Below are 17032 nucleotides of genomic sequence, written 5' to 3' on the forward strand. Positions count from 1 at the left end.
TTTTTCATGGGAGAGGACATTTTCGCACATTTTATAGTAGTGTGTATTTATAAAAACAGGCGTTTTATAAGGGTTTTTCAACATTATTCACTAGCTGTATTTCATACAATATGGCATGTATAATTGAATTTCGTCAACAATCCGTCAACAACTCGTCAACAATTACTTCTCTGCAGCCGATGGTTTAACCTTGCTCTTTTTGCTAAACAAACCTTCGAATTTTTCGGCAGCTGTTCTGTCAGCAGATTCGATGACATGACCATAGACGTTCATAGTGGTTCCTATTTTGGAGTGTCCAAGTCGGCTAGAGATAATCTTAGCATGCACTCCACTATTTATCAGAAGCGTCGCAGATGTGTGACGTAAATCGTGCAATCGGATGTACTTCAATCCGTATTGTTTGTTTCGTTTGTGAAATGCCATCCACTTTTCTGTTAGTTTATGGGGGTAGTAGGGAATTCCATTTTCATGAGCAAACAAAAACCTATGCTCTCCACCTAGCCAAGGCTCTTCACTGTTCAGCTGTTCTTTTTGGGAAAATTTCTTGAACTCCTCTAGTTTATTTAATACAACAGGTGGAATCACGACTTTTCTTTTTGAACCTTTATTTTTAGGATCTTTTATGACTGGTATGCCATCCTTAAATAACGGAATACTTTGTTTTATATCGATTACACCATTTTCAAAGTCAATATGTTTCCATTCGAGACCCAACAATTCAGCCCGCCGCATTCCGGTTGTAGTGGCTAAGTAGATTAATGTTTGGAAGAAAGGTTCTTCGGTTTCTAAAAGCTCGAATAACAATGAAACTTCGTCTTCGCTGTAAACCTCTACTTCTTTTTGTCTTTCTTTTGGTTTTTTAACACCTTCCATAGGATTTTCCTTAATCACTTTCCATTCTTTTGCTTTTATGAATATGCTTCGTAGAACACGAAAATTATATACGAGTGTAGCAGAACCTAGTTTTTTGCCTTCGCCTTTCGTATCGTGCTTTTCTTTTGGTGTGTTTGAAAGCTCATCCAAATAAGATTCAATATGGAGTGGCTTTATTTTGTTGATCTGCATATGTCCAAAGTAGGGCAAGATTCGTTTGTTTAGATGAAAGAGATAATTTAGTTGACTGGTTGATTCCAGGTGCTTCTCTAAAAATTTCTTTTTCCATTCTTCAACAAAGTTAGAGAACAACATCTTATCTAATCTTATATATACTCCAGATTCGACTTCTATTTTGAATTTCATCAATTCTTCATTCAAGTGATCCCTAAGTTTTTTCGGTGTTTTTAGTAAGGATTCTTCAACACGCACTGTTTTTGTATGTTTATCTCTTTTTCCTTTTGTGTCTTCTCCGACTTCAACAACCAGTAGGAATGATGCTTTTCCTCTTTTTTGAATACTAGCCATCTAATTTGCCTCCTTATGCCGGCCAGAATTTCACTTCAACAACTTTGCCGATTATTTCAACTTGATCTGCTGGAACCAATTGAGCTTCATAAGATGGGTTAGAGGGCAGAAGCATCACAACGTCATTTTGCCTTTTAACTCTCTTGAGTGTAGCCTTTTCTCCGTTTACAGAGACAACAGCAATTTCATGAGGATGGACTTCGTTTTGAACTGAAACAATAACTAAGTCTCCTTCGTGAATCCGATCCCCTGTCATGCTATCTCCTTTTACCTTCAGCGCGAATCCTTCCTTGCCTTTTAATAAACTTGGATCAACTAGGGTATATCCTTCGTTGTATTCAATTCTATCTAAGGGCTGCCCAGCTGCTATTTGACCCAATACAGGTATCTTCACCATAGCATTGGCTTTATAAGTAGATATTGACTCTGCAACTGTAGATTTATCATTTTCAAGTGAGTAAATTAATTTGTTGTATGTGTCTTTGTCTTTCGATTGCATATCATCAACAATGTCATTTAAGAAGTTATTCAGTTCTTCGTCATCTAAAGTTGCTAAGAACTCAGGAGAGTTAACGTAATCAACGGCTTCTTGGTGCTCTTCTTCAGACATACCATCCTCGCCTTCAAACTCAACTTTCAACGGCTTATTCACTAGGATGTACTTCAAGAAATTCTCATAGATTGACACTTTCCGTAAAGAAGACTTCACCTCTTCTGGAGCGCGATCAATGTAAGCGGCCATAACTAGTTTATCAGGGTTTCCCCCAGTCACTTCAGCTAATGCTCTATTTATTTCATCAGTAGCGGGGTATTTAGGATTGTTTCTTAATTTAGAAATATATGAACGATCAATCTTGATTCCTTTTTCTTTTTGAAGTTTTTCAGCAATTGCTGATAGGCTCAATCCACTTTTTTTAATATATTCATCAACTAATTTAGCGTAATCCATTTTTTATTTAGCATCCTCTCAAAAAAAATCATTTCCTATGTATGCATCTAATATTAACACACTGTTGAAGATTTATTCAACACTTTTTTGAAAAAATGATTATTTAGTCATTGACTTAAACGCAACAGGTTGATAATATCAATACATACCAAGTGTGACTAAATAATCAACACTTGAACAAAACATCAACACCGAGGGGGTGATGGTATGAATTATGCCCAACTTCTTAGTCTCAGCATACAGAAAGCGGATTTATCACTTGCTCAAATTTGCAGAAGACTTGAGAAAAAAGGATTTTATCTTGACAGAGGAACACTGAGCAAAATGAAAAACGGAAAGCTGCCACCAGCTAAAGATGATCTCAACATCTTATTGGCGGAAGTGCTTGATATTGACCCAAAAGACCTTCGTATTGCAGCAGCCAAGGAAACAATTCCAAAGCCTCTATACAAACTGATTAGGGAAGTTGGCTGAAAAAGGAGGCTATCAAGTGAAAACAGAGGAAATGGCAAAAAAATTTTTCACTGAAATAAGAGAACAAATTTTGACGGAGTTGAGAGCACAGATTGAGCAAGACATTCCAAAGATATTGGATCAAAAAAGACTGACAGTTAGTGAGGCGGCAAAATATCTTGGCGTTTCTGACTTTGCTCTATATGCAATGTGTAGGGAGGGAACAATACCTCATTACAAAATTGGAACTCGAAATTCAACTAAACCGGCAATAAGGTTCCGAATTGAAAAGTTAGATCAATGGATTGTGGAGCAAGAGAAATTGAACACACAGAAGGAGTGAAGAAAAAGATGAGTGAGGTCATCCCATTCCAATATAACAGCGAGGAAGTTAGAACGATAACTATTAATGGTGAAGCATGGTTTGTAGCCAAGGACGTGTGCGATGTTTTAGAAATCGCTAATGTTACACAGGCGATTAGTAGATTGGATGATGACGAACGGACTATGTTGAACATAGGTCGTCAAGGAGTAACAAATGTAGTCAATGAACCAGGTCTTTACTCACTGATCCTTGGAAGTCGCAAGCCAGAAGCTAAGCAGTTCAAACGATGGATAACCCATGAGGTCATTCCATCAATCCGAAAAACAGGCAGCTACAACTCAGAAATTGACCTTTCGAAACTCAGCCCTGAACTTCAAATGTTCAAAGCAACATTCGATGCTGTAGCAAAAGCGCAACTAGAAGCAACTGAAGCTAAACAGCAGATCGCTGAGGTTCAGAACAAAGTAACAACTATCCAAGAGACGATCTTACAACGTGATGACAACTGGAGAGCCAAAATGACCGGGATGCTTAACGGAGCAGCCGTAAAGTTTGGTGGTCATCAGGAAATCCGCAAGGAAAGCTACTCACGTCTCGAAGAACGCGCTCATTGCAAACTGAATATTCGTTTAGCTAACTTGAAAGAACGTCTCGAAGAGAGCGGAGCAACCAAGACCAAGGTGGATAAAGCAAACCGGTTAGACGTCATCGAATCAGATCCGAAACTGAAAGAGATTTACTCGATCATTGTCAAAGAGTTGTCCATCGGATCACTGATTTAGCTGTGTAACTTCGTTCATATGATTATCAATACGTTGTTACCAGATTCTAAGTTTCAAAATTAATTTACAGGAGGTTCACTATGCCAACACCTACAGAATCATTAACCGCAGCATTTTATAACTGCAAGGAACGTAATTGCACAAAGGAGCAGTTGGAAGGTTTCATCGCTCGGGCCAAGACACAGTTTGCTGGCAATGAAGGTATGCAGTCTATTATTGCACATTTGCAAGATCAAATTTGAGAGGGTGAATGAGATGGGGATTGTTAAAACATTGTTTGTACCGCAAGGTCAGAATTGCAAGATTGAGACAGGTAAAGAATTTTATGATTATCCAGGACCAGTGTCGGTTGTAGTTGCTAGTGGAAGTGAATCGGATAAAGAAGAATTGACTATGGATGAACGTTTCGACATGGTAGCTAAGGCAATCGAAGGTCTTAAGCATTATCAATGGTCACGGATTGTACAGAATATCGACATGATGTTTAGTCACCAAGCCGCCAGAGTTGAAATTGACGACTTGGAACTTTTGAAAGAAAACCTAAGAAACGAATTTAAGTAGAGACAATTTGTATGAACATTGGGTGTATACGATAATCAGCACATTTGTAGTGAATATTCACATAATCTTGCTGATACATGGTGTTTTCCTTTGCTCTTTTAAATGGGCTGTATATATCAGCATTCTCTTCCCACCAGATGAACGGAGAGGTTTTGTGCTTACCCATCTTGCAATCTGGATCATCAGTAAGATTGACCCAATTACCAACTAAGCATGCGTGTACTTGTGTAGCCATTGAATGTTTCACCCCCTTTCGTTGTGATTGGTGAGTCAGGACAACTACCAATATTCAACAAAAAGGAACAAAATCCTCTTCATAAGGAGCGACTAACAATGAGCAAAAAACACTACCTGATAAATGTGACTGGTTTTTTCAGACAGATGGAAGAACGGATGAAACTGGATTGTCGTCCTAACATTGCTGATCACGCAAAGAAACAGTATGAGAAGTACAATCGGCAGCTGGAGGCGTTACGCGGATGATGATACCAACATGGTTTTGGATCGTGTGGTCGTTGGCTGTGGTCATCGCAACAAAAATGGCACTGCAAGGAAGTGAAGACGATGGACAGATTTGAGCAAGGGGCGCCAGATCCACAGCATGCAGAAGTGGTCGATGATTGCTTAGGGTGTGGCGGCGAGATTTACCGTGGTCAAGAGGTTGTAAAGTACGGTGATGGATTATGTTGCAACTTCCGGTGTTTAGGCGTGGCAATGAATGCAGAGAAAACTACGGCAGGTGAATGACATGCAGATTCGCATCAAAGCAAGCGACAATTTCGAGGATCGTTTCGCACTCAGTTTATCAGGTGGGCAGTACAAGGATAGTCCTTATCCAATGTTCGTATTTCAAAACGAATTACAACGCAATCGTTACGATCAGATCAGACGACAACGGAGGGAGGAAAACGGAGATGGACCAACTCAAAAGGGCAATCCGGAAGCTAGAACAGCTTCAAGAAAATACCGCAGTTCACGGGAATTCCGCGTCTAGCATTATGAGAGAGACAGGGAACTTTCTGCAGCATGACCTGGACGAAGTTATTACACTGCTTCACGATCACAAATTGTCTATAGAAAGCAAAACGACTCCAAAGGCGGCAACCTCTGAAGTCGTGTAACGCTCTTATTAAAATCAATTTACGGTCAATATAACAAAATATTAGGAGGTTGTAAATAGATGAACCCATTAAACCCATTATTTCAAGCGGAACTGGATGAATTGGAACAGCAGGAACAAGAGGAACGCCAGGCGTTTAAGGTGGACAGTTTGGATTCTGCAAACTGGGTCATGCGGAAGTTGGTAGCTCTGGAGTCTAAGCGCAAGGAAGTTAATGGGCTTGCTGATGCTGAAGCATACCGCATTGAAGCTTATCGCAAGGCTGAACTTCATAAATTGCAACGTGATGAAGACTATTTCCGTGAACTGCTTGGTGTATATGCCAATGAGCAACGGGAGAAGGACCCTAAGTTCAAGTCTATTAAGACCCCATATGGTTCTGTGTCATTTAAGAAGCAACAACCTAAGTGGAATTACAACGATCAGGACTTGGTTAGCTGGCTGAATGAACGTGGATACGACCATCTTATCCGGGTGAAGTGGGAACCTAGCAAAACGGACATCAAGAAAGCTTTCACGGTGAATGAATCCGGTGTAGTCATTGATGCCAATGGTGAACCGGTTGAAGGTGTATATGTTGAATTCCGTGGTGATGAAGTCGTCATCAAACCGGAGGTGTAAGCATGATTTTTTCCGATTCTAATACAGCTATATCAAAAGCTTTGGTCGCTGCATGGGGTGCAATAGAAACGCCTAAGCACAACGCGAATGTTCGTGTGAAAACCAAAACAGGTCAAACGTATGAGTTTTCATATACGGATTTGGACGGAATCTTCGAGGCAATCAAAGAGGTATTTAAGGAAAACAAGATCGCAGTTATACAGGATGCTAAAACCATTCATGCGAGCCAAGGAACAATGGTGGCGGTAGATACACTGCTGTTGCACGAGTCCGGGGAATGGGTGAAATCTGATTCGCTGAGCGCTCCAGCAAAGGCAGAAATGCAAGATTTAGGCGGTCAGATCACATATATGAAACGTTATTCACTATCTGCTATTTTGGGCTTACCTACAGAGAAAGACGATGATGCAAACGGTGCTTCTGGAAATACAACAGAGTTCATAAATAATCCGCCCAAGAAACTTTCAGACGCTCAGGTCAAGCGATTATATGCTATCGCAAAGACCAGCGGTATAGATGCGGCTGATGTTAAACGGGCGATCATGAAAGATTACAACAAAACTCAGGCCGAAGACCTGACAAAAACAGAATATGACGAACTGTGCAGCCGCTTAGAGACGGCTGGGAAGGAGTAGTTATGCTGAACCGAGTTATCCTCGTTGGACGCCTTACACGCGATCCTGAATTACGTTACACCCCTGCAGGTGTTGCAGTTACCCAATTTACATTGGCGGTAGATAGACCATTCACGAGCCAAGGTGGAGAGCGTGAAGCGGATTTCATTCCTATTGTTACTTGGAGACAACTTGCTGAGACTTGCGCCAACTATACACGCAAAGGTCGTTTAGTGGCTGTAGAGGGACGGATTCAGATACGGAACTATGAAAACAATGAAGGGAAACGCGTATACGTGACAGAGGTGATTGCGGACAATGTGCGATTCTTGGAATCGGCAAACAACAACCGCCGTTCTCCAGAAGAAGAACATGACGAGCCAAAAAGATACCAAAATAGTCAAGATCCGTTTGCGGATGATGGTAAACCAATTGATTTAGACGACGACTCATTGCCTTTTTGATATAAAAATCGAGGTGAACTATGGAACTATTAACAATCACTACTGAAATACATGAAGCTTCTAAAAGGTTAAGCAATTCGGCTGATGCTCTCTTTCGACTAGGAAGAGAGAAGGCTGAAGCAGAGCGTGATTACCGTTCTATGTTAGCTCAGGAAATGTTACGTCTTAAAGCGGATGGGATGGCCGCTACGTTGATCGTTGATATAGCCAAAGGAAACGTTGCTGAATATTTATTTAAACGCGACTTTGCTGAAGCGACATTTAAAGCAGGTATTGAAGCTGCCGACGCAATCAAAGTCCAGGTATCCGCTCTACAGACCATACTCAAATATCAAACGGATATATAGAGGTGATTGATATGGGTTTCAAATTCTCACCTTACTCTAAACAGCAGCAGCTTAAAAACAATCGTATCAAGCCTACAGCTAAGCAGCGGGGAAAAATATCCAAAGAGGTATATAACGCAGCGCTGGAACGATCTGGAGGTTACTGTGAAAAGTGTGGGCTTAAGAAGCATCTGGAATGCGCTCACTTGATCCGAAGATGGAAAGTCGAAGTGAGTACAACGGTAAACGATGTAGCAATGCTATGCGGACCCAGTACGAATACAGGCACTTGTCATAACATTATTGACTATACACGTAAGGGGAAAGAGTGGGCGGAAGAGTACCGAGAGAAGTTATACAAAATGAATGGATAGCGTGGTGATAACATGGCTTGGTTGGAGAGTCATCAAACTCTTGGCCGGCATCGCAAGACAAAACGTTTGGCACGTAAGCTTGGAGTAACAGTACCTGAAGTTATCGGGCACCTCCACCTTTTGTGGTGGTGGGCCATGGATAACTTGCCAGATGGTTGCTTGTCGGAGTTAGAACCTGAAGACATTGCAGACGAGATGATGTGGACCGGCGATGCCCAATTACTTCTGGACAAAATGATTGAAGTTAATTTCATTGATGTGATAGACGGGAAACTTTATATCCATGATTGGCATGATTACATTGGTAAGTTGGTAGAAAAGCGCAAAAATGATGCGGACAGGAAACGGAAGTCACGCGGTAAACCCAAAGGAAGTCCAGCGGATGTCCAGCGGATGTCCGAAGGACGTGGCGTGGATGATCTGTGGGACGGCGCAGGTAACAGTACAGTACAGTACAGTACAGTACCAAGTAATACTACTACTACTGCTGATGAACTTGAAAAAATAGAGAAAGCATATAGTCAAATTCATGGTTGCTTTGGACTAAAACCGAAAGATTGGCCTTTAGTATCGAAGTTGGTTGATCAAGGAATTACATCCGATTTAATTATCGAAGTAATGACTGAACGACACAAAAAGAAGATTGAAGAAGGCGGCAAGGTAAATGGGTTCTCCTTTTATACAAATGCAATTCAAGAACGGCATGCACAGGGGAAGTCAACGGACAGATTGAGTTTCTTGGACGATATGGTTTAGGAGGTGCTTCATGGAACGACAGGATGCATTAAAACTGTTCAAAAAACTCGCATCCAGTTATCCAAGTTGGAAAGTGGATCGGGATATTGCGGAAAATTGGCTTGAAGAGTTGGAACAGGCGGATTCTGATAGCTGCTGGGCAAACGCAAAGGAACACATCAGGGAAAGCAAGTTTGCTCCATCCATCGCGGAGATTGTTAAACCGAATGCCAGGATAGCAGCAGAACGCGAGAAACAAAGGACGCGTGAAATGTTGGATGAACAGGATAGGTTGAGACAAACAGTTCCTGCGGAACCGCCTTGGAAACGCGAGGGAATCACTAAGGAAGAATGGATGCGCCGAACAATAGCAGAACACAAGGCGAAGAAGTCATGAGCTATTACAACTTAGAAGCTGAGCAATCCGTTCTCGGATCAATCATTAAACAACCAGATTTGATATATGAATCGTTGTTGTCTGAGGAAGAGTTTTTCAACGAGTCACATCAGATTATATTCTCGGCTATGGTAAAACTGCGGAGCAAAGAAATAGGAATTGATGTCGTCACCCTTTCGAACGAATTAAAGGACGGACTGAGTGATGTTGGTGGAGTTAGTTATCTGATCAAGCTCAGTGAGTCCGTGCCAAGTGTAAGCGACTTTGCAACACATGAACGCATAGTTAAAGATCGTTACCTTATGCGAAACGGCATGCAGGCTATTAAAGAAATATCGAGCAGTGGCATAAACGATCCAAAGGAACTTGCTGCTGAACTTATGGACCTCTCAGAATCGCTTGCCGACCAAAGCCGGAGCGCAGATGGTTTCAAACACATCAGCCAAGGGATTATGGAACACTCAGATGAGATCGACAGAAAGAAATACGAAGGTAAAGCATTTGGGGCCTCCACAGTAGGCAATGATCTGGATGAGATAACGGGTAAGTGGAAAAAACAGACGCTCAATATAGTCGCTGCAAGGCCCTCTGTGGGTAAAACAGCCTTCCTCCTTAACAATGCCGTTCGGAATGGTAAAGACGGCCTGACGGTCGCTATATTCAGTCTGGAGATGCCTGACATGCAACTCTACGACCGAATGATAGCAGCGGAGTGTAACATTGACGGTCATCGGGTGGAAAAAGGGCAGCTAGAGGATCATGAGTGGGAGAAATACACACTGGGATTATCCGAACTCTCGCAACTGGACATTTACATTGATGATCGACCGGGACTGTCAGTTCAAGAAATCAGATCTGCTGTACGGAAATTGAAAAAGAAATGCCCTGAACTCATTGTGTTCATAGACTACCTCCAATTGATAAAAGGCGGCAGTAAATACAGCAGTAAGAACCGTAACGAGGAAGTCGGCTTCATAAGCTCCAGTTTGAAGCAGATGGCCCGTGAGAACGATTGTCCTGTAGTTGCCTTGGCTCAGCTTAGTAGAACCGTAGAACAGCGTCAGGATAAGCGTCCGATGATGTCTGACCTGAGAGAGTCAGGAAACATTGAGCAGGACGCAGACACAATTACTTTTCTGTATCGGGATGACTATTACAACGCAGAGACAGAAAAGAAAAACATCATCGAAATGATTGTATCCAAGAATCGTAACGGTAGAACTGGTACAGCTGAAATGGTGAATATGAAGAATTACGGAAAATTCCTGAACTATGATCGTTCTCATATTATGTGATGAGGTGATGATATGAAGCTGATCCAGAATATGACCAATGATGAATTGATAGAGACAACCCAAAAATCGGAATTGGATTATGACATACGCATTGAAGCGTCAAAAGAATACCTGAAGCGAATGGGAGTGATTGCGGATGACTCTGACGCAAGCGGGTGACAAGAAGAAGGCAAAAGAAAGTGCTGCTAAATTAATGATAGCTTGTCAGGACATGAATTTCATTTGGCATATAACCCATGTCTATGAATTTCGGAGTATGTGGAAAGAAGGCTGCAGCATAACACAAATGGCTGAATATTTTGAAAGGCCGGCACTAGAAATTATCTTGCTGGCTGCGGATCAAGCAGACAAAGGCAAAATCGGTGATCGTCCAGGCGGCATGATGGGAGGTCTGCAGCAATGGAAAGGCTGATACTCAATGGAACTGCTCCAAGTGTGAATCATATGTACAATCACAGAATGGTCAAAAAGAAATTAATTAAAACAATGAAACCAGAAGCAAGAGCATGGTTTGATGAGGCTTCTTTGAGAGCCAGATTGTGGAGGAACAAAAACAAGTGGTCTACAGCTTCTGAGAAGGTCGTTGTAAGGCTTTGGTACTACTTCCCGGATGAACGTAGGCGCGACACACACAACACCTTAAAAGCACTCCTAGACGCTCTAGAGAGCGGAGGGATTTACGCAGATGATAAAACAGCATTACCACGAATAATGGATTACGAAGTGGATAAAAAGAATCCACGCATCGAGATTGAATTCGAGAAAGTCGTATAACAACGTATTGAGGTGATTAATATGGATTGGGACTACGATCTGACTGAAGAGGATTATCAAAAAGCTATATCAAACGGAATCCACCGAGAAAGAGCACGGGAAAGGTTCTACAACCTCGGGTGGGATAAAGAAAGGGCTATCACTGAACCAATCAATAAAAAAGCTGACAGATCTAGCTGGATCAAGATTGCCGCCGAAAACGGGATAACAAGAGCGGCATTTAACACTCGCTTACAAAGAGGATGGAGTGAAGAAAAGGCAGCAACAACACCTAAACAAAGCTTTGCATTTGCACAGAAAAAGAGACATCAAGAAATGCGGAAATATCCTTTGGAATGCCTGGAAGAGGCTGTTAAGAACGGAATAACTGAACAGACATTCAGACGTAGAGTGCGTGAAGGTTGGACATATGAACAGGCATCAACTATGAAGTCGTATCAAAGAAATCCTAAACCAAGCAGAAAAGAGATGATCAAGAAATGAACGTGAAAATAAAAAAGTTACATCCGGAAGCGAAAACACCTGTATATGCCAAACCGGGAGACTCGGGCTTTGATCTGGTCGCACTACAAGATGTGATTATCCCGGCAGGGGAGACGAGAAAGGTTTTAACGGGTCTTTCGTTTGAGATACCAGATGGATACGAGATGCAAATACGTCCACGATCTGGTCTGACACTTAATTCAAAGTTACGAGTGCAGTTGGGCACGATAGATTCCAGTTATCGCGGTGAGGTCGGGATAATCGTAGATCACATATTCAATGGCGGTGACTTGCAATCTATCTTTGGCAATGACACGGATATCTTGATTGAAAAAGGTATGAAGATAGCACAGGGAGTTATTGCACCGGTTGTGAGAGTTTCATTTGAGGAAGTTTCGGAGTTGAGCGAGAGTGAACGCGGTGACGGCGGATTTGGTCACACAGGCGTATGAGCAGATTGGATGTGTTGACAGAAATCAATTTGCTGATGAACCAGAAATGTAAAAGATGCAAGACTCATTATGAACTATCTAAAAAGCATGGCAGCAACTTTTCGAAAATAGATAACCACTGTAACCGCAATTGCGAGACAGGGCAGAAGATACAAGAAATCGGCAAGCAGCTAACCAAATGAACGGAGGTGCAGCATGCATAAGCCAGAACGATACGATCCCTACTTTTCGGATATCCCATGGGACATTATCAAGGACGAAAAAGGCAAGGTAATAGGCGAGGTATATCTAGTGTTTCCAAGGGATTTACCAGAGTGGATTAAGCCACGGAAAAAGGTACGGAGTTATCACCAATAAACCATCTAAGGGAGGATACACCCATGAGAAAAGTTCAGAAAAAAACATTCATAAACAAGTCTGATGAAGAAATCAATGAGTTCCTGAACAGTCTGCCAGCGGAAGATATCTTATCAACACACTTTGCAGTCTATGGTTACGAGAATGCAGCAGATGAGTGGACAACAATTTTCTATAAAGTGGACGTGGAGTGAGGGAGGATACACCCATGACTGAGATAAATGTCGGACTCTATGGAGGCAAAAGTATATTCGGAGGCAAGGAAACGCCACTTAGAGCCAGCATAGTTAGTTGTGAAATGTTCAACGAATGCTCGTACTACAAGGCTGGAACATGCTTAGCAGTGCTGTCTCCAAGTAGCGGGCGATGCAAGTTCGGAAAAGTCTCTACGGTCAATGGATACACCAGCCGCGCTCGTAAGTACAGTGATTTCCAAAGTAAGTGGAAGAGTCATGAGTCATACGGAAAGCTAAAGGATGCACCAACCAAATTAGGAGTAATCAATGAGGATGTAGTTTTTCCTTACAGCTTCATAACTCTAAAAGTTGAAAACGAAACTGTAACAGTTGATGGACCTGGATTCGCAGACAAGAATCAATTTATACCCAAAAATATGTTTAATGTAGAGCTTATTCATAAACTGTGTATCTACCGACCTCAAGCTTTTTTTGGTGGGACAATCCAAAGTTATAAAGACGAGGTGGTTCCCCTATTCCTCTCTCACCTTAAAGAAGTGATGCCTGAATTGTATGCAGAGTTTACAGAAAGATACCCACAGTTCAAAGAGATTGATTATGTCGGACGCAAAGCGTTGCTTAAGACAATAGCTCCCTCAAAAGTAGAATTCAGGTCAAAACGATACCCTAATTTAAACGAAACCTGGGATTGGGATGGCACTCACCTTACGTATCAAAGCGGATATGTCAGTAGATTCAAAGTGGCAGACGATTATGAAATTGTAGAAATCACCATAGAACCGAAGGATAACACAAAAATTATCATCACCAATAATGAACAAGTCACAGAGCGTACAGTGTTTTTGGATTAATGGGTGTTTGCCCACCGGGGATAACAGAGGAAGGGAGACAAGACACACTCCCGACCATACCAAAGAGGAAGGGAATACCCTCCCTTCCCACCACATAAAGGAGCGGATAGACATGATTAGATCATCAGCTATCAAACCAGGTATAACATTCATCGGCAGAAGCGGACTTATGAGAAGGGTTAACAAATTCAGCATTTGTGGCGCTAATGGACACGGTTGGGTCGGAGACGTGTTCTATACTCCAATCGATCGGAACGGCAAGGAAGGTAAGGAAAAATCGTGCTACTCAGGCGATTTTGCAAAATGGGCAGTACAAGAATTGAATCCACAAGAGCCGCTGCAGAAGGGTGACAAGGTTGTAATGCACACTTGCTATGAAGCCCGAAAAGAGAAGTATAAAGATAAAGTATGGACGGTTACTTCTAATCCATGGGACCTGTGCGGTTCGGAAGTTGTGAATTTGGAAGGATTTAGCGGCGGCTTTGCAACGGAGTATCTGAAAAAGGTAGAGGCTTAATAAATCAAGGTGGGTTTAGGCCCACCAAAGGAGAGATAACACAATGGATACACGAGATAAACAAGCAATATTGGATGTACTGAACAGTTTGGAAGTAGTGGAGAAACAAGGCGGTGAAGATTCATACATTTTGGTCAAAAACAATGTTGAAACCCGCAAAAAACTGATTTCTTTGGGCGTAAATCCAAAAGCAATAAATGACTATGGAGACAAAGAAACATTCTGCATATTGGCACTGGCATTCAACGAAGGATACGCAAATTTCTGGCATAAAGGTCTGTTGGTAAATTGGCCTCAGGAAGCGGTCGACCTGATTGAGGAAATGGAATCTGCATTACGATCGTGAGGCCATAGGGCCTCTTACCAAGGAGGGATATACAGATGCGTTACCTAAAATGTATCGCCCCATGTAGATGGTTCACCTGCGGTGAATTGTATCCAGTTATCAAGGAATTCCATGACAAGTACACGTTAATTGATGATACCGGAGAATGGCACATCATGTACAAAGATAGCATGATTTTCAAAACAAGTTTTGGGGAGGAAGAACAGTCATGAGACCTAAAAAAATGACGGATCATTATCTAACATATCAGTTGGCAGATTTAATGGGATATGAGTTTCACGAGTCCGAAACCGTTCCGCCTTTATTCTTAACGCGCCAAGCAGACGGGAGTTTAGATTTTTTTATACCATGCTCGGAATACAATCACGTCAATCCAATTCAGGACAAAGCATTGGAAACGGATCAGATTAGTTATCTGGCACACCTAATCTATGCCACAGGACACAGCTACAGTGAGGGTTTAACCTATGATACAGCCGAGTCTATGCTCAGAGCAACACCACGTCAGAGGGCTGAGGCAGCATATATGACACTCAAGGAGGCGTTAGGTCATGAGTAAGCAGGAAGAAATCAAACAAGCGTTGGCGGCAGCTACACCAGAATGGTTCGACAACGGGAATGAGATCGTTTCAAAGCAAAACCCCAAGGTAGGTATCGGCGGATTTTTGAAGGAAGAGGATAACCACTTGGCGGCCAAGGCTCCTGAATATATCGCTTATCTACTGGAGCAAGTGGAGCAGCAAACAGAGTTATGGGATTGCCCAGGATGTGGGTTCACCTATGCTGCTGAACATGAAGATATCGACCCGGTAACAGGCGAGGGGAACGGTAATCATACTTGCCCGGTCTGCGAGAATGTTGAACTTGAACGGGAAAACGAGCGGCTCCGCAAGGAGGTTGAAGAGGCTCGGAAGCCAAACATCAAAGAAATAAACAAGGTTAAAAAAATGGAATCGGAGCTGAACTCAGCACTCAATGTAAATCGCAAGTACCAGCTTGATCTACAGAGGTTGAGCAAGGAGCTTGAAGAGGCACGAAAGATCAGATTCCCACGGCAGGCTGATGGAAAGTATGGATGGACTATAGAATTTGGATATCTCGCAATAATGCAACAACTGATGGAATCTGGACCGTATCACCCGACGCTTGAAGAAATAGAAGCGGTATTGCTGACTTTAGAGCGTGTGGGTCAGGAAGGAGAGGGGAACCAAGATGAAGAGACATCCAGATGAAGTGAAACAAGAATGCCAGCGTGAAGAATGTAGTCGGGAAAGGTACGAGTTGATCCAGTCACCGATCGAGGGAGATAAACGTTTCGTTTGTCATAACTGTTGGAACTATCTTCACAAGCAAAAGCAAAATAAGTCTTTGAAATAAACTGGCGAGGTCCTTCGGGCCTCTCCCTACCAAGGAGGATATAACACATGACACAAACATTGACCCGGGAGCAAGTGACGAATGCTGAACCTGGAACAGATCTGAACGTAATGGTCGCTGAACATATCTTCGGTTGGCGGCGTATATCAGGCCCTACGCATGACTATGACGGCGTGGTTGAGCATGGCGAGGTGTTGGTTCCTCCCGAAATGAGTGAAGCACATGCTTATGCCATGATGCCGCCAAGAGGGAGTGTACAAATATCGTATTTTATCAACCGGAATTGGTCTGAAGACATATACAGAGCGTGGATGGTCATCAAACAGGTTGAAAAGGAATGGGCATGGGAAATGAAAATGTACAATGTAGCCTGTGAAGTGTATGTACGGATCGGCCGTAAAGATTATTCCAGCGAGAACGTATCTGAAGCAATCTGTAAAGCCGCGTTATTGGCTGTACTGGACATATAGGAGGGATAGACAATGAAACAAAAGTTAAAATCTTTAGACATTCATACGCTGTATGAAATCGATCAAAAGCGGTTGGCAATAGATTTGGGATGCCAATTACATCAATTACAGGCACGGGTTACAGTTGGCGGTTTGATTGAGGTGATTCGGCAATATCATCAAATTATTCTTTATACAGTAGATGAGTGTTGGTGCGTTCAGTTATTCGAACATGATGAAGCGACGAACGATGCGGAATCGTGCTGTTATGAAGATTCAGGAACAGAACTTATTGAATTACTCTACACAACAATGGAATGGATATACGACAGACTGAATGATAATTAGGCCGTCAGGCCATCGAGACGACCGAAATACTTAACGCAGTGGGGGCCGGATCAGGTCTGGTCTCCCCAAATAGGAGGATATACAAGATGGATAGAAACGATATGAACGTCATTTTCGATGTTACACCGGATAGCATCAGAGATTCTATGAAACTAATACCGCGTCTGGATCGAATGTTCGTGGTTGCTCCGTTCGCAGGTCAAGCATCCATTCACGCACCAGTAAAAACGGGGAAGTACAAAGGTTATCACCGCATAAAGTGTGAAATTTTGATTCCTGAAGATGACATTAAGGGCGATGGCATATTAGAGGACTTTGGAGCATTTGCAGTCCTGAGTGTGCCGAAAGCGCGAGTAGCGGATCATTTGAAGCGGGCTCCCAAGGAAGGAGCGGAACAATGAGTAAAGAGGTCTTCACATACGAATGCATGGAATGCGAAGAGTTTTTCAGTGTTATGGATCCAG

The 17032-nt window shown here is 42.4% G+C and carries 35 protein-coding genes; 32 read left to right on the plus strand and 3 right to left on the minus strand.

Features of this window, described 5'->3' with window-relative positions; genetic code table 11:
• Positions 1–162: 162 nt before the first annotated feature.
• Complete coding sequence (locus M3629_RS03520) at positions 163–1401, minus strand: tyrosine-type recombinase/integrase (RefSeq protein ID WP_251502902.1); 1239 nt, start codon at positions 1399–1401, stop codon at positions 163–165.
• 13 nt (positions 1402–1414) lie between these two features.
• Positions 1415–2350, minus strand: a complete 936-nt coding sequence (locus tag M3629_RS03525) for a S24 family peptidase (RefSeq protein ID WP_251502903.1) — start codon at positions 2348–2350, stop codon at positions 1415–1417.
• A gap of 207 nt (positions 2351–2557) precedes the next feature.
• Between M3629_RS03525 and M3629_RS03530 the strand changes: the two genes are divergently transcribed.
• From M3629_RS03530 to M3629_RS03550, 5 genes are all read left to right on the plus strand, one after another.
• The gene (locus M3629_RS03530; RefSeq protein WP_251502904.1) at positions 2558–2824 is read left to right on the plus strand and encodes an XRE family transcriptional regulator; all 267 of its coding nucleotides are present in this window, start codon (positions 2558–2560) and stop codon (positions 2822–2824) included.
• A gap of 16 nt (positions 2825–2840) precedes the next feature.
• Positions 2841–3146, plus strand: coding sequence for a helix-turn-helix domain-containing protein (locus M3629_RS03535; RefSeq protein WP_251502905.1), 306 nt, complete (start codon positions 2841–2843; stop codon positions 3144–3146).
• A gap of 8 nt (positions 3147–3154) precedes the next feature.
• Positions 3155–3910, plus strand: coding sequence for a BRO-N domain-containing protein (locus M3629_RS03540; RefSeq protein WP_251502906.1), 756 nt, complete (start codon positions 3155–3157; stop codon positions 3908–3910).
• A gap of 80 nt (positions 3911–3990) precedes the next feature.
• Positions 3991–4152 carry a hypothetical protein gene (locus M3629_RS03545; protein WP_251502907.1) on the plus strand — a complete coding sequence of 54 codons (162 nt, stop codon included), beginning with the start codon at positions 3991–3993 and terminating at the stop codon, positions 4150–4152.
• Between the two features lie 13 nt (positions 4153–4165).
• The gene (locus M3629_RS03550; protein WP_251502908.1) at positions 4166–4471 is read left to right on the plus strand and encodes a hypothetical protein; all 306 of its coding nucleotides are present in this window, start codon (positions 4166–4168) and stop codon (positions 4469–4471) included.
• Here the strand turns inward: M3629_RS03550 and M3629_RS03555 are convergent.
• Positions 4464–4706, minus strand: a complete 243-nt coding sequence (locus tag M3629_RS03555; protein WP_251502909.1) for a hypothetical protein — start codon at positions 4704–4706, stop codon at positions 4464–4466. The two genes, M3629_RS03550 and M3629_RS03555, sit on opposite strands and share 8 nt — an antisense overlap.
• A 98-nt stretch (positions 4707–4804) precedes the next feature.
• Between M3629_RS03555 and M3629_RS03560 the strand changes: the two genes are divergently transcribed.
• The 27 genes from M3629_RS03560 to M3629_RS03685 all read left to right on the plus strand — a co-directional run bounded on the left by M3629_RS03560 (position 4805) and on the right by M3629_RS03685 (position 16969).
• Complete coding sequence (locus M3629_RS03560; protein WP_251502910.1) at positions 4805–4954, plus strand: hypothetical protein; 150 nt, start codon at positions 4805–4807, stop codon at positions 4952–4954.
• Between the two features lie 81 nt (positions 4955–5035).
• A complete protein-coding gene (locus tag M3629_RS03565; RefSeq protein WP_251502911.1) occupies positions 5036–5218 on the plus strand; it encodes a hypothetical protein in 183 nt (60 codons plus the stop codon).
• Positions 5219–5385: 167 nt separating this feature from the next.
• Entirely contained in the window at positions 5386–5592 is a 207-nt protein-coding gene (locus M3629_RS03570) for a hypothetical protein (RefSeq protein WP_251502912.1), read from the plus strand.
• Positions 5593–5651: 59 nt separating this feature from the next.
• Entirely contained in the window at positions 5652–6212 is a 561-nt protein-coding gene (locus tag M3629_RS03575; protein WP_251502913.1) for a host-nuclease inhibitor Gam family protein, read from the plus strand.
• Between the two features lie 2 nt (positions 6213–6214).
• Entirely contained in the window at positions 6215–6847 is a 633-nt protein-coding gene (locus M3629_RS03580; protein ID WP_251502914.1) for an ERF family protein, read from the plus strand.
• A 2-nt stretch (positions 6848–6849) separates the two neighbouring features.
• On the plus strand, positions 6850–7290 hold the full coding sequence (gene ssb / locus M3629_RS03585; protein WP_251502915.1) for a single-stranded DNA-binding protein: 441 nt from the start codon (positions 6850–6852) through the stop codon (positions 7288–7290).
• A gap of 20 nt (positions 7291–7310) precedes the next feature.
• On the plus strand, positions 7311–7637 hold the full coding sequence (locus M3629_RS03590; protein ID WP_251502916.1) for a hypothetical protein: 327 nt from the start codon (positions 7311–7313) through the stop codon (positions 7635–7637).
• An 11-nt stretch (positions 7638–7648) separates the two neighbouring features.
• Entirely contained in the window at positions 7649–7990 is a 342-nt protein-coding gene (locus M3629_RS03595) for a hypothetical protein (protein ID WP_251502917.1), read from the plus strand.
• A gap of 12 nt (positions 7991–8002) precedes the next feature.
• Positions 8003–8746 carry a hypothetical protein gene (locus tag M3629_RS03600; RefSeq protein WP_251502918.1) on the plus strand — a complete coding sequence of 248 codons (744 nt, stop codon included), beginning with the start codon at positions 8003–8005 and terminating at the stop codon, positions 8744–8746.
• 10 nt (positions 8747–8756) lie between these two features.
• A complete protein-coding gene (locus M3629_RS03605) occupies positions 8757–9122 on the plus strand; it encodes a hypothetical protein (protein WP_251502919.1) in 366 nt (121 codons plus the stop codon).
• The gene (gene dnaB / locus M3629_RS03610) at positions 9119–10417 is read left to right on the plus strand and encodes a replicative DNA helicase (protein WP_251502920.1); all 1299 of its coding nucleotides are present in this window, start codon (positions 9119–9121) and stop codon (positions 10415–10417) included. The genes M3629_RS03605 and dnaB overlap by 4 nt, the downstream gene beginning before the upstream one ends.
• Before the next feature lie 12 nt (positions 10418–10429).
• Complete coding sequence (locus M3629_RS03615) at positions 10430–10576, plus strand: hypothetical protein (RefSeq protein ID WP_251502921.1); 147 nt, start codon at positions 10430–10432, stop codon at positions 10574–10576.
• Complete coding sequence (locus M3629_RS03620; protein ID WP_251502922.1) at positions 10554–10829, plus strand: helix-turn-helix domain containing protein; 276 nt, start codon at positions 10554–10556, stop codon at positions 10827–10829. The genes M3629_RS03615 and M3629_RS03620 overlap by 23 nt, the downstream gene beginning before the upstream one ends.
• Positions 10817–11191 (plus strand): RusA family crossover junction endodeoxyribonuclease, encoded by a 375-nt coding sequence (locus M3629_RS03625; protein ID WP_251502923.1) that lies wholly within the window; start codon positions 10817–10819, stop codon positions 11189–11191. The genes M3629_RS03620 and M3629_RS03625 overlap by 13 nt, the downstream gene beginning before the upstream one ends.
• A gap of 21 nt (positions 11192–11212) precedes the next feature.
• Positions 11213–11674 (plus strand): hypothetical protein, encoded by a 462-nt coding sequence (locus tag M3629_RS03630; protein ID WP_251502924.1) that lies wholly within the window; start codon positions 11213–11215, stop codon positions 11672–11674.
• Positions 11671–12126 carry a dUTP diphosphatase gene (gene dut, locus M3629_RS03635; protein WP_251502925.1) on the plus strand — a complete coding sequence of 152 codons (456 nt, stop codon included), beginning with the start codon at positions 11671–11673 and terminating at the stop codon, positions 12124–12126. The genes M3629_RS03630 and dut overlap by 4 nt, the downstream gene beginning before the upstream one ends.
• A 35-nt stretch (positions 12127–12161) precedes the next feature.
• Positions 12162–12308: a zinc-finger domain-containing protein gene (locus M3629_RS28595; protein WP_353056731.1), complete on the plus strand. Its 147-nt coding sequence runs from the start codon at positions 12162–12164 to the stop codon at positions 12306–12308.
• 198 nt (positions 12309–12506) lie between these two features.
• The gene (locus M3629_RS03640; RefSeq protein ID WP_251502926.1) at positions 12507–12677 is read left to right on the plus strand and encodes a hypothetical protein; all 171 of its coding nucleotides are present in this window, start codon (positions 12507–12509) and stop codon (positions 12675–12677) included.
• A 14-nt stretch (positions 12678–12691) separates the two neighbouring features.
• Positions 12692–13531, plus strand: coding sequence for a hypothetical protein (locus M3629_RS03645; protein WP_251502927.1), 840 nt, complete (start codon positions 12692–12694; stop codon positions 13529–13531).
• Positions 13532–13643: 112 nt separating this feature from the next.
• Positions 13644–14048 carry a hypothetical protein gene (locus tag M3629_RS03650; RefSeq protein ID WP_251502928.1) on the plus strand — a complete coding sequence of 135 codons (405 nt, stop codon included), beginning with the start codon at positions 13644–13646 and terminating at the stop codon, positions 14046–14048.
• Between the two features lie 43 nt (positions 14049–14091).
• Positions 14092–14394, plus strand: coding sequence for a hypothetical protein (locus tag M3629_RS03655; RefSeq protein WP_251502929.1), 303 nt, complete (start codon positions 14092–14094; stop codon positions 14392–14394).
• Positions 14395–14429: 35 nt separating this feature from the next.
• A complete protein-coding gene (locus tag M3629_RS03660; RefSeq protein ID WP_251502930.1) occupies positions 14430–14606 on the plus strand; it encodes a hypothetical protein in 177 nt (58 codons plus the stop codon).
• On the plus strand, positions 14603–14953 hold the full coding sequence (locus tag M3629_RS03665) for a hypothetical protein (protein ID WP_251502931.1): 351 nt from the start codon (positions 14603–14605) through the stop codon (positions 14951–14953). The genes M3629_RS03660 and M3629_RS03665 overlap by 4 nt, the downstream gene beginning before the upstream one ends.
• The gene (locus M3629_RS03670; protein WP_251502932.1) at positions 14946–15626 is read left to right on the plus strand and encodes a hypothetical protein; all 681 of its coding nucleotides are present in this window, start codon (positions 14946–14948) and stop codon (positions 15624–15626) included. The genes M3629_RS03665 and M3629_RS03670 overlap by 8 nt, the downstream gene beginning before the upstream one ends.
• Positions 15627–15818: 192 nt before the next feature.
• On the plus strand, positions 15819–16241 hold the full coding sequence (locus M3629_RS03675) for a BC1872 family protein (RefSeq protein ID WP_251502933.1): 423 nt from the start codon (positions 15819–15821) through the stop codon (positions 16239–16241).
• A gap of 12 nt (positions 16242–16253) precedes the next feature.
• Positions 16254–16568: a hypothetical protein gene (locus tag M3629_RS03680; protein WP_251502934.1), complete on the plus strand. Its 315-nt coding sequence runs from the start codon at positions 16254–16256 to the stop codon at positions 16566–16568.
• 86 nt (positions 16569–16654) lie between these two features.
• A complete protein-coding gene (locus M3629_RS03685; protein WP_251502935.1) occupies positions 16655–16969 on the plus strand; it encodes a hypothetical protein in 315 nt (104 codons plus the stop codon).
• Positions 16970–17032: the final 63 nt, after the last annotated feature.

The organism is Paenibacillus polysaccharolyticus (genome assembly GCF_023714295.1).
Classification (GTDB): domain Bacteria; phylum Bacillota; class Bacilli; order Paenibacillales; family Paenibacillaceae; genus Paenibacillus; species Paenibacillus polysaccharolyticus_A.